18 protein-coding genes are annotated in these 8,978 nt (G+C 59.2%); 16 read left to right on the forward strand and 2 right to left on the reverse strand.

Annotated features, from left to right (window positions below):
- Positions 1–56 precede the first annotated feature (56 nt).
- The 15 genes from AB8B20_RS01240 (at position 57) to AB8B20_RS01310 (ending at position 7,876) form a co-directional block, all read left to right on the forward strand.
- The gene (locus AB8B20_RS01240) at positions 57–350 is read left to right on the forward strand and encodes a hypothetical protein (protein ID WP_439071413.1); all 294 of its coding nucleotides are present in this window, start codon (positions 57–59) and stop codon (positions 348–350) included.
- Positions 351–356: 6 nt separating this feature from the next.
- Complete coding sequence (locus tag AB8B20_RS01245; protein WP_439071414.1) at positions 357–947, forward strand: hypothetical protein; 591 nt, start codon at positions 357–359, stop codon at positions 945–947.
- 23 nt (positions 948–970) lie between these two features.
- On the forward strand, positions 971–1,516 hold the full coding sequence (locus tag AB8B20_RS01250) for a GcrA family cell cycle regulator (RefSeq protein ID WP_439090628.1): 546 nt from the start codon (positions 971–973) through the stop codon (positions 1,514–1,516).
- Positions 1,513–2,199, forward strand: coding sequence for a hypothetical protein (locus tag AB8B20_RS01255; protein WP_439071416.1), 687 nt, complete (start codon positions 1,513–1,515; stop codon positions 2,197–2,199). The genes AB8B20_RS01250 and AB8B20_RS01255 overlap by 4 nt, the downstream gene beginning before the upstream one ends.
- Positions 2,196–2,558, forward strand: a complete 363-nt coding sequence (locus AB8B20_RS01260) for a hypothetical protein (protein ID WP_439071417.1) — start codon at positions 2,196–2,198, stop codon at positions 2,556–2,558. The genes AB8B20_RS01255 and AB8B20_RS01260 overlap by 4 nt, the downstream gene beginning before the upstream one ends.
- On the forward strand, positions 2,558–2,911 hold the full coding sequence (locus AB8B20_RS01265; protein WP_439071418.1) for a hypothetical protein: 354 nt from the start codon (positions 2,558–2,560) through the stop codon (positions 2,909–2,911). The genes AB8B20_RS01260 and AB8B20_RS01265 overlap by 1 nt, the downstream gene beginning before the upstream one ends.
- Positions 2,908–3,498, forward strand: a complete 591-nt coding sequence (locus tag AB8B20_RS01270) for an MT-A70 family methyltransferase (protein WP_439071419.1) — start codon at positions 2,908–2,910, stop codon at positions 3,496–3,498. Before AB8B20_RS01265 ends, AB8B20_RS01270 begins: the two co-directional genes overlap by 4 nt.
- Entirely contained in the window at positions 3,495–4,070 is a 576-nt protein-coding gene (locus AB8B20_RS01275; RefSeq protein WP_439071420.1) for a phosphohydrolase, read from the forward strand. The genes AB8B20_RS01270 and AB8B20_RS01275 overlap by 4 nt, the downstream gene beginning before the upstream one ends.
- On the forward strand, positions 4,067–4,285 hold the full coding sequence (locus AB8B20_RS01280) for a hypothetical protein (RefSeq protein WP_439071421.1): 219 nt from the start codon (positions 4,067–4,069) through the stop codon (positions 4,283–4,285). The genes AB8B20_RS01275 and AB8B20_RS01280 overlap by 4 nt, the downstream gene beginning before the upstream one ends.
- Positions 4,282–4,560 carry a DUF2312 domain-containing protein gene (locus AB8B20_RS01285; RefSeq protein WP_439071422.1) on the forward strand — a complete coding sequence of 93 codons (279 nt, stop codon included), beginning with the start codon at positions 4,282–4,284 and terminating at the stop codon, positions 4,558–4,560. The genes AB8B20_RS01280 and AB8B20_RS01285 overlap by 4 nt, the downstream gene beginning before the upstream one ends.
- Positions 4,560–5,042 (forward strand): GIY-YIG nuclease family protein, encoded by a 483-nt coding sequence (locus AB8B20_RS01290; protein WP_439071423.1) that lies wholly within the window; start codon positions 4,560–4,562, stop codon positions 5,040–5,042. The genes AB8B20_RS01285 and AB8B20_RS01290 overlap by 1 nt, the downstream gene beginning before the upstream one ends.
- Positions 5,042–6,127, forward strand: a complete 1,086-nt coding sequence (locus AB8B20_RS01295) for a hypothetical protein (RefSeq protein ID WP_441253318.1) — start codon at positions 5,042–5,044, stop codon at positions 6,125–6,127. Before AB8B20_RS01290 ends, AB8B20_RS01295 begins: the two co-directional genes overlap by 1 nt.
- Positions 6,128–6,297: 170 nt before the next feature.
- Positions 6,298–6,906, forward strand: a complete 609-nt coding sequence (nusG, locus tag AB8B20_RS01300; RefSeq protein WP_439071425.1) for a transcription termination/antitermination protein NusG — start codon at positions 6,298–6,300, stop codon at positions 6,904–6,906.
- Positions 6,907–7,003: 97 nt separating this feature from the next.
- Positions 7,004–7,423 (forward strand): helix-turn-helix domain-containing protein, encoded by a 420-nt coding sequence (locus AB8B20_RS01305; RefSeq protein WP_439071426.1) that lies wholly within the window; start codon positions 7,004–7,006, stop codon positions 7,421–7,423.
- A gap of 264 nt (positions 7,424–7,687) precedes the next feature.
- On the forward strand, positions 7,688–7,876 hold the full coding sequence (locus tag AB8B20_RS01310; protein WP_439071427.1) for a hypothetical protein: 189 nt from the start codon (positions 7,688–7,690) through the stop codon (positions 7,874–7,876).
- On the opposite strand, the gene AB8B20_RS01315 is transcribed toward AB8B20_RS01310, so the two are convergent.
- Positions 7,877–8,140, reverse strand: a complete 264-nt coding sequence (locus AB8B20_RS01315) for a hypothetical protein (protein ID WP_439071428.1) — start codon at positions 8,138–8,140, stop codon at positions 7,877–7,879.
- Between the two features lie 206 nt (positions 8,141–8,346).
- On the opposite strand from AB8B20_RS01315, the gene AB8B20_RS01320 reads away from it, so the two are divergent.
- Positions 8,347–8,559 carry a hypothetical protein gene (locus AB8B20_RS01320; RefSeq protein WP_439071429.1) on the forward strand — a complete coding sequence of 71 codons (213 nt, stop codon included), beginning with the start codon at positions 8,347–8,349 and terminating at the stop codon, positions 8,557–8,559.
- 73 nt (positions 8,560–8,632) lie between these two features.
- Here AB8B20_RS01320 and AB8B20_RS01325 read toward each other — a convergent pair whose 3' ends face one another.
- Positions 8,633–8,869, reverse strand: coding sequence for a DUF2188 domain-containing protein (locus AB8B20_RS01325; RefSeq protein WP_439071430.1), 237 nt, complete (start codon positions 8,867–8,869; stop codon positions 8,633–8,635).
- Positions 8,870–8,978: the final 109 nt, after the last annotated feature.

Here is an 8,978-nt window from a genome sequence, read left to right on the forward strand (position 1 = left end):
GAAATAGCATTCTGTATGTCGGCACTTCTCATCGCTGCGCGCCTGTTGGGTGCCGCATGACGGGCGCTCGCATCCGTTCCCATTCAGATCGCACTTCGGTGTCCTCCAAGGCCGGTGTGCGCGCGGCGACTGCTTCCCCCCAAGCGGTCGCCGCACCTTTTCCAACCCCGGCGTTCAATACTCCCGCGCCGGCACTCGCGGGGCTGGCTTCGACTGGCTCCGCTTTTTCTTTTGACGAAGTCGTTGATGCTCTCGAAGCCGACGGCCTGTTCTCCAAGAACGCCATCACGTTGCGCAGCGTCGCCGTGAGCGAGAGCTTTTCAAATTCCAAATCAACTGTTGGGGCGTAAGTCATCATGCGTGCAGCATCGGTCACTACTGCTGACATGTCGAATTCCGGGGGTGCCAAAATGGGTTCACAAAATCCCATTTTGGGTATCGTTTCCCCACTTCATGAGGCGATTACGGAATTCTTCAAAGCTCGCCAGCCCCTTAAAACGTGGGGTTTTCTCGCAAACCTTATCGACTGCACCGAGCGCGTCGCCAAGCACCGTTTGTCCAATGCTCGCAGCTACACGATCGAGGAATTGCAGTTGATGCTGCAGTCCGAGGACGGCTTCGAGGTCCTCCAGATCCTGATGGATGGCGCGCAGCCGAAATGGTGGTGGTGGGCGCAGCGGGTAATCGCAACCGCCGCGCGCCGACGTCAGGCCGCCGAGCTCGACCAAGAAATCCTCCTTCTCGAAACCAGCCGGCCAGCCGACGTCAGCGGACGCCGCCGTATCAAAGGCGACCTCGATGCACAGACGATTCAGAACCGCAAATTTGCTCAGACGGAGACTGCCTTGGGCTTTCTTCATCAGGACGTGGTGCGCGTTGAAGATCGCTCCATGGCTCCGGCCAAAGCCGCCCCAGCCAAGCGAGCCTACGCGGGGAGGGGACGATGACGAAGCCGAAGGAAGGGCCTGACATGCGCGGCGCGCCGAAATGGACACCTGAGCAGGATAGCGACTTGCGTCGTCTGATCGATCTTGGGCGATCATTCTCCGCAGCGGCAGAGCAGATTAACGCCGACTATGCCACGACCTTCTCCCGCAATGCCGCCATCGGGCGCGCTCATCGGCTTGGCATTAAGACTGAGCGCCGGGGAATGCCCGGAGCAGGCCGCAAGCCGACTGGTCGTAAGCCGCGTCCCGCTAAGCCAGTCTTTCCGAAGCAGATCGTCATCCGAGCACCGGAGCCTGTCATCGAGCCAGCGCCGTTTATTGGCTCGCTCAACCTCCCATTCGGAGATCTGCGGCCGTTCAGCACTGATCGGGTCAATCAGTGCCGGTTCATTGAGGGCGCGTCGCCGGACTTCCTGTGCTGTGGCACGGAGACGCTGCCAGGCGCTTCATGGTGCGGGCATCACCACGAGATCACCCATACGCAGGACACCAGCCAGCGCTTCAAGGTCGTCGGCGGCCGTCGCGGCATGAACGCCACCAATTTCAGCCGGAGCGTCGAAGCAGCATGAGCGCGGAGGAAATCATTGCTGATGTGCTGAAGCGAACCAGAGTGTCGGAGGAAGATTTCTTCGGTCCCTTCCGTGCTCCGCGGTTCACGGTCGCGCGTGCGTTAGCGATCTCCGAGATGACGCATGCAGGCATGACGAAGATGGCCATAGCCCGTGCCATCCGCCGTAATCACGTCACCGTGGTTTATTGGCAGCGCGCGGAGTTCCGTCAAAAGCGCAAAGCCTACTACGAAAATTACAACACCGTTCGCCGAGCAGGACGTGAGAAGCGCCCGCTCACGCAAGTGAAGGCGACAAGGGAGCAGCGCGCCCAGCTGCTGGGGCTTCTAGCTGAGGGGCGCCTCGATGAGATGGTCGCGCTTCAAGCCTCGCTTGGCGTGAACGCCACATACACGCGGCGCCTGGCATCCAGGATCAGAATGGACGATCTGCGGAGGCGCGGGATTGAAGCGCCTGAACGGAAAAAGGGACGGCAAAAGCAGCCGCAGAAGATCCGCGTCTCGAAGCTGGTCGCCGCCGAGCCACCGCTGCCCGTTTTCAAGGATCGACCGGTTAAGGTTCCGTCGCATCTTCTGGATGACGCGCGCCGCCGCGCCGTGGCTCAGCGCTCACTGACGGCTGTCGCCTTTGGTGATCCGCCTCCGGGCTATTCCGCGCTCGATCGCCGGGAGATGCGGACATGAACAAGACATGGTCGGCCGAAGAAAGCGCACTCGCACGTCATCTGATGGCGATCGAGGCGTCAGATGAAACGTTCCGGCAGCAGGTGGGCCGCAGCAAACGCGCTGCTCGATCTCATATCCGCTGGGTCGACGACGCGAAGTTCCGCGCTGACACCAAAGAGCGTCACGCGACCGCATGGCGTGAGAAGCCGAAGAAGATCGTGACCATCGCCTCCCGGCCGCAGCCGAACGCCGACCAGATCGACGCGGCGCTGCACCGGAACTATGCGCCAAGAAGCGTCACCGCGATGCTGCTCGGCGACCCGGCGCCCGGACAATCAGCCCTCGATCGTCGCAACACAGCGGAGGCCCGTCTCTGATGGAAGCGCAGCAGCTCAGCTTTGACGACTACAGCGCGCGCGAACTGCGAGACATCGGCATGGTGGAGGCCGAGTTCGCCGAAACGCTATCCGGCTCCAATTACCCGGCGGCGCTGGCTGCTGCCATTCGTCATGTGGCGCTGCGCCAGTGCGAGGTATTCATCGATGACGTGCTGCCGCTGATCAAGGCGAAGCCGTCCCATCCGAATTCAGCCGGCGCTGTCTGGATCCGAGCAATCAAGGACGGTGTGATCGTCGAGACCAAGGAATCCCGTCGGTCCCGTGATCCGGTCAAGCATCGCCACAAGTACACCGTCTACGCCTCAGGCCTGTTCTACGGGAGGCGCGCGTGAACTGGCCCTTCGGCACCATGCAGATGTTCGGCTATGACGTGATCGTAGCGGACCCGCCATGGACGTTCGAGCTCCGATCCGAGGCAGGCGAGGGCAAGTCTCCGCAGGCACAGTATGATTGCATGTCACTGGACGCCATCAAGGCGCTGCCGGTGGGCCAGTTGGCCAGCGGCGACTGCCTGCTGCTGCTGTGGACATGCGGCTGGGCCATGGCGACGTGTCAGGCGCAGGAAGTCGCCAAGGCTTGGGGCTTCACGCCGATTACCGAGATGTCGTGGCGCAAGACGACGGTGAATGGCGCAGTTCGTATGGGCCCCGGCTATCGCGTCCGCACCATGCATGAGCCGATCTTGGTCTGCACTGCTGGCAATCCCGGGCACCGCGCGCTGGAGTCGACAGACATCTACGACATCCGCTTCGACGGAATCGCCCGCGAGCATTCGCGAAAGCCGGTCGAGTTCTACGACCACGTCGTGGCCAGCACGCCCAATGCGCTCCGCCGCGCCGATCTGTTCAGCCGAGAGACTCGCCCCGGCTTCGACGGATGGGGTAACGAGGCGACCAAATTTGACGAGGTGGCAGCATGAAAGCAGCACAGGTAGCAACCGCTGCTGCGGATCTCGTGGGCGGTAGTGTCCGCGGGGACTGGATTCAAACGGCAACTGGGAAACAATTTTGGCCCATCGATCCTCGGCCGCACGAGGTTGAAATCCAAGACATCGCGCACGCGCTATCGATGCTGTGCCGGTTCGGCGGGCACTGCCGTCGTTTCTACAGCGTAGCAGAGCACTCAGTCCTGCTCTCGCGCGTCGCCAGCCCTCAGAACAAGCTATGGGCGCTGCTGCACGATGCCAGCGAGGCCTACTTGGTGGACGTGCCGCGCCCGCTGAAGCCATTCTTAGTCGGGTACCGTGAGGCTGAGGACAAGATCATGCGTGCCGTTGAGGTGCGTTTTCATCTTCATCTCGGCATGCCGGATGAGGTGAAGCGCATCGACATGGCAATCCTGACTGACGAGCGGGCCCAAAATATGGAGCCGGCGCCAGTGCCATGGTCGACGGATACCAGCCCGCTAGGCGTGACACTTCAGTTCTGGTCGCCAGAGGAAGCCAAAGCGCAGTTCCTCGCAACATTCGCCGAACTCGCGGAGGCGTCATGACCGAAGCAGCAGAGAAGGCGCGCTTCCAGACGATATCGGTACCGGATGCCGAAGTGGCTGAATGGTACGCCGTGGGCTGGAGCTACGTCGGGATGGACGACAGCAGCCCGGATCACAGCGTGATCGCGTGGGAGCTCGGCGGGCCCATCGTGGCGCCGTTCAGTGAGGCAATGCGCATCGCCGAGGCGAATGCAGCACTTGGGGGAAACAAATGAGCGCCGTCAACAACACAGGAATCGAGCAGAAAGCGGCCACCCACAGCTTCGCCAAGGACCAGCTCAAGGCGATTGTGGAGCGTATTGAGCGCCTCGAAGAAGAAAAGAAGACGATCTCCGACGACATCAAGGACGTCTACGGCGAAGCCAAAGGCAACGGCTACGACGTGAAGGCGCTGCGCACCATTATCCGCATGCGCAAGCAGGACGCCAACGAGCGCGCCGAGCGCGAAACGATCCTGGAGACCTATTTAAGCGCGTTGGGGATGCTCTGATGCCATTGGTCGTCGAAAACATGCCGAAGGATGGGGTCTATCTTTACATCATCTCGCCGTTCGGCCGCGAGAATGAACCGCTGCGACCCATCAAGATAGGCATCACTGGCAATATGGCCGCCAGGCTGGCGTCAATTCAGACCGGGTCGCATGTGAAACTGCGGGCGACGATGGCAATTAACACACCGCAACGAGAGATCGCGCGTTCTTTCGAAGCGGCATTTCACGCCTTCTACGCCGATCACCGACTAGAGGGCGAGTGGTTTGACGTCGACCCGATCGAAGCGATGTGCATGTTTTGCGTCGCCTTCAAAGACTACTTCATTCGCAACTGCGCAGGGGACGGCGCCGAGCCGACCGTCGATGATCTATCCGAGTTGATCGGACTCCCGCATTGGGAGCGGGAGATCAAGGTCTTCCGGGCGTGGCGAGAGCACTATGCGGAGAACTCCAACGTCACCAGCTTGACCAAGGGCCGGTAATGGCGCGCATCAGAACCATAAAACCAGAACTGCCGCAGTCTGAGACGATCGGGTCTCTGTCTCGAGACGCCAGGTTGCTGTTCATTCAGCTTTTCACGATCGCAGATGATGCAGGGAGGGCTCGCGCTGCCTCGCGATTGCTCGCGAGCCTTCTGTATCCATACGATGAGGACGCCGCATCGCTGATCGATGGTTGGTTGACTGAGCTCGCCGGCAAGGGATGTATCCGACGCTATGAGGTCGGTGGATCGCAGTACCTAGAAATCACCAAGTGGTTGGAACATCAGAAGATTGATCGTCCGTCAGCGTCTCGCTTGCCGCCATATCGAGAGGACGAGACGATCATTCGCGAGGATTCGCGAGGCTCCGATGCTGACCTAGTACCTAGTACCCCTACCAAGGACCACGGACCTGGGCCGGCCCGCGAAGGCGCGAGCCCGGCAGAGCGTGATCGTTTCAATGAATTTTGGAAGGAATATCCACGTAGGGACTCGGACGAACAGCAAGAGCGGGCTGAAACTGAATTCTCGAAGTTGATCGGCGCTGGCGTAGATCCAGCCGTGATCACGTTCAGCGCCAAGGCCTACTGCGCAAAGGTTCGAAAGCAAAACAACTATGCGACCAGGTATGTGAAAGTTGCATGGCGATGGCTCGGTGAACAGGATTTCACCGGCGCTGCGCCGGTCCTGGTGCAGGACTCTGGCCCGTTTGAACCGGCTGAGAAGGATTGGCGCGAAGCGGTGAAGCGTTGGATCATCAACGAGTCCAGCTGGCCGCGATGGGCAGGTAACGCACCGGGTGCGTCGTCTTGCCGGTGCCCTCCCGAGGCGATGGCTGCTGAGCTTGTTTGTCCGAATACAACCCGCCGCATCGACCCGAGTTGGTATTTCGCTGACAACGACACCCCGGAACTTGCCGCAAATCTGAGTTTTGCCTCGGACCACAAGCTGAAGATCAAGCTCTACACCGTGAACATCGATGGCGTGGAACGCTTTGGCGCATGGTTCATGAAGCGCTTCCCCCCAGGCTACGACGAAGCAACCGGCGAGAAGCTGCCGCCTTCAGGCGACGAGGCGGCAGCATGACCGCCCCGCGCACTATGGGCGATGCGGCGTGGTGGCTCGGGAGCAAGGGCTACGGCGTTTTGGCGTTGCTGCTTGTGGTCTTGGTTGGGCTGCTCGCCTTGGCGTTGATTTCGTAGCCCAGCGTATTCCGGGCCGTTCGCACTGCAATTGAGACTGAAAGGGATACGACCGTGAATCAGGCTTGGCATATTCTGCTCTGCGAACCGAACCGCGAATTGACCGCGGTGTCTGCTTTGACGGATCGGGGCTTTGAGGCCATGTGCCCAGCCAGCTACATCCGCCGGCCTACCAACAAGCGGGATCAGTCTGGTCGGCCCGTGCTGTCCATGGAAGCGACCCCGAAGGCGCTGATTCCGGGCTATGCCTTCGTTCGCATCCTTGGCTCGAACGAGGATTGCCATGCCGTCAAGAAGGTAAATCGCGGCATTCGCGACTTCTACACGCGACCTACGGGCAATCTGGACAGGCCGTATTATGCGACATTGACGGACAGTGAGATTGCCGATCTGCGTGCGGTGGACGAGGCTGCATTTGAGGCGTTCCAGGCCGCCGTCGCTGCTGAGAAGCGCAAGCTCGAGCAGGCGGCGCTGCCGAAGTCGAAGCAGACACCGAGTGTGCCCTTTGAGAAGAACCGCAATGTTCGGGTGTTCTCAACTGCTCTAGGCAAGGAAGTCTATGGCGCGATGCAGCAGAAACGCGGTGACGGGACGGTCAAGATATTGGTCGACCACATCGCGATGCTGGTTCCGCATGTGGACATTATGGAGGTCACATTCTGAGCAGATTTATCAGTGGCCCCCCAGAAGATACCGATGTTGAATGGGGGTGCGTGAAGTAGCCCTGGTTCTGGGCGCGTCGTCATAAAGGAGATGTGAGATGCTATCACCTGAAGCCGTTTTGGCCGAGGCTGCTTCCCAATGGAAATCTGTCCCCACGCCCGAACAAATCACAAAAGCACTCGCCGCCAGCGGATACGTCATCGTCAAGCAATCAGAGAGCTCGGCTCGGGGTTTAACTGAGACGCTTCGTGGGCTGGCTGCGGGGAAAAAAACGCGAGAGGTCGGTTCGCAAATCGCTGCTGTCCGGAAGGAGAGGGGACTGACCCAAGAGAAACTCTCAGCAAAGCTAGGCTGCCACGTGATAACCGTTTGGAAGCTGGAAAACGACAAGTTGGACGTATCAGTCGAGTGGCTACTCCGGATAGCTGATGCGCTCTATGTGGACGCGTCAGCTTTATTGTCACCTACGATGAATGGCCCGCAGATGCGAACGGCGGCACGGGAAGCTGTCGGCTGATCCCAGGACTACCCTGCGCAGTGCTGCGACATTTCTCTCTCCTGATTCACGATGTGAATATGTATCAAAATATATTGCGGTCAGACCGCAAATCAGTCATGCGTGAGTTTCCTAAGTCGGGCCAATTGCGCCGGTTAGATCCCGGTCGGTTGCGATCCGCACCTGCGCTGCAGGTAGACCGGTTGCGAATAGCGACCCGCGCGAAGCGTCTCCCAATATCCCCGCTGCCCATCGTTTCGCGCCGACCGGCAGCGGCACTCATTCGTGACCATGCACCTCCGAACCAACAGCCCGACACCGGGCCGCCCGATCGACTGTGAAGCGCTGAAGGCAAGCGGCTTTCGCAACGCCGACATCTTGGTGGTCAACCTCAATGACTACCGCTTGTCGTGGGTAGATCAGGAAGAGCTTAAGCGCATCGGCGCCAAGCTCTACGGACCAAGGGTGAGTTGACTATTCGTCGTTTTCGGGAAGCTGCGGGCTGTCGCCTCTAAGAAAGGTACGGACTTCCTGAACGATCGCGTTGGCCATTTGCTCGTCGATCATGAAATCGTAGTGGCCGTCGCGAGTCACGAAAGTCAGCAGGCCTAACAGGGGTGAGTCACTGATTGCCATTGTGCCGACTTCGAAAGCAACGATGGACTCGATGTCTCCATCTTCGGGCATATTCAGTGGCGACTTGCTCAGCGTTCTCGGCAATTTCGGATTACTCGTCATATGGTCAAAGCTACCAGCACCGGTGTTGTTGCGCTAGGCGCGCGATTCCGACGTTTGCCAAGGATAGGCTGAGGCCGCAGATCCGGCAAAACCAGTAATTCTCTACCGCTGGAATAATCGTTGTCATTAACAAACCTTAATCTGATCGCGAGAGCGCACGATTTGGCTCCTATGCGATTGCCTCTATCGGCTCGCTAGGAAGGACAATGATTAAGAACGTTGTTGTTGCGTTGGATACCGAATATCTCGAGGAAGCTGCAAAAGTTCGCGGTATATCTCGAACTCGTCTCGTTAAGGTCGTGATGGAGAAGATCATCGCCGACGATCTGGTGCCGATTATTTTGAACGACGGAGATCGGAAGATGTCGGTGCCCAAGCCGGTGAAGTATCGGCGCTTTGCGTCAGGAAATAAAAGCTAACCTTACCCTACCGCGTAGGTGACGTAGAGGTGCCAGGTCGAACCGCAAACGGATGTATGGGCTAAAGACTAGATTAGCCCAGCGTTTCCGAAGGATCGTCCCCGTAGGTCCATTCCGTGCGGAACTGCTTGTCCTTACCTTGCACTAGCACCTGGGCCTTGTGACCCTCTTCATGCTGTCTCTTAGCGATCTTTCGCGCGTCATCCATGGCCTCGGTCTGCGTCTTATACGTGCCGAGGTTCTTGCCCAGATGCTCGACTATCCACTTTCCTTCGGTGCTGACGACGTAGAACTTCGCTCGATCTGCCATCTGTTTTCTCCCGCGCACTTGATTGGAATGTAGGCCATGGTGCAGCGCACGGACAATGTTGTTGTCTTGGCATTTGGTCGTAAGACCACGGATGGCGGCAAGGCACGGA

Source organism: Tardiphaga sp. 866_E4_N1_4 (assembly GCF_052076075.1).
Taxonomy (GTDB): Bacteria; Pseudomonadota; Alphaproteobacteria; order Rhizobiales; family Xanthobacteraceae; genus Tardiphaga; species Tardiphaga robiniae.

Excerpts from the sequence above, each read along its gene's own strand:
- AB8B20_RS01295 (WP_441253318.1), top strand. The coding sequence starts at position 5,042 with ATGGCGCGCATCAGAACCATAAAACCAGAACTGCCGCAGTCTGAGACG.
- AB8B20_RS01250 (WP_439090628.1), top strand. The coding sequence starts at position 971 with ATGCGCGGCGCGCCGAAATGGACACCTGAGCAGGATAGCGACTTGCGT.
- AB8B20_RS01240 (WP_439071413.1), top strand. The coding sequence starts at position 57 with ATGACGGGCGCTCGCATCCGTTCCCATTCAGATCGCACTTCGGTGTCC.
- AB8B20_RS01255 (WP_439071416.1), top strand. The coding sequence starts at position 1,513 with ATGAGCGCGGAGGAAATCATTGCTGATGTGCTGAAGCGAACCAGAGTG.
- AB8B20_RS01325 (WP_439071430.1), bottom strand. The coding sequence starts at position 8,869 with ATGGCAGATCGAGCGAAGTTCTACGTCGTCAGCACCGAAGGAAAGTGG.
- AB8B20_RS01265 (WP_439071418.1), top strand. The coding sequence starts at position 2,558 with ATGGAAGCGCAGCAGCTCAGCTTTGACGACTACAGCGCGCGCGAACTG.
- AB8B20_RS01290 (WP_439071423.1), top strand. The coding sequence starts at position 4,560 with ATGCCATTGGTCGTCGAAAACATGCCGAAGGATGGGGTCTATCTTTAC.
- AB8B20_RS01315 (WP_439071428.1), bottom strand. The coding sequence starts at position 8,140 with ATGACGAGTAATCCGAAATTGCCGAGAACGCTGAGCAAGTCGCCACTG.
- AB8B20_RS01260 (WP_439071417.1), top strand. The coding sequence starts at position 2,196 with ATGAACAAGACATGGTCGGCCGAAGAAAGCGCACTCGCACGTCATCTG.
- AB8B20_RS01245 (WP_439071414.1), top strand. The coding sequence starts at position 357 with ATGCGTGCAGCATCGGTCACTACTGCTGACATGTCGAATTCCGGGGGT.
- AB8B20_RS01320 (WP_439071429.1), top strand. The coding sequence starts at position 8,347 with ATGATTAAGAACGTTGTTGTTGCGTTGGATACCGAATATCTCGAGGAA.
- AB8B20_RS01275 (WP_439071420.1), top strand. The coding sequence starts at position 3,495 with ATGAAAGCAGCACAGGTAGCAACCGCTGCTGCGGATCTCGTGGGCGGT.
- AB8B20_RS01305 (WP_439071426.1), top strand. The coding sequence starts at position 7,004 with ATGCTATCACCTGAAGCCGTTTTGGCCGAGGCTGCTTCCCAATGGAAA.
- AB8B20_RS01285 (WP_439071422.1), top strand. The coding sequence starts at position 4,282 with ATGAGCGCCGTCAACAACACAGGAATCGAGCAGAAAGCGGCCACCCAC.
- AB8B20_RS01280 (WP_439071421.1), top strand. The coding sequence starts at position 4,067 with ATGACCGAAGCAGCAGAGAAGGCGCGCTTCCAGACGATATCGGTACCG.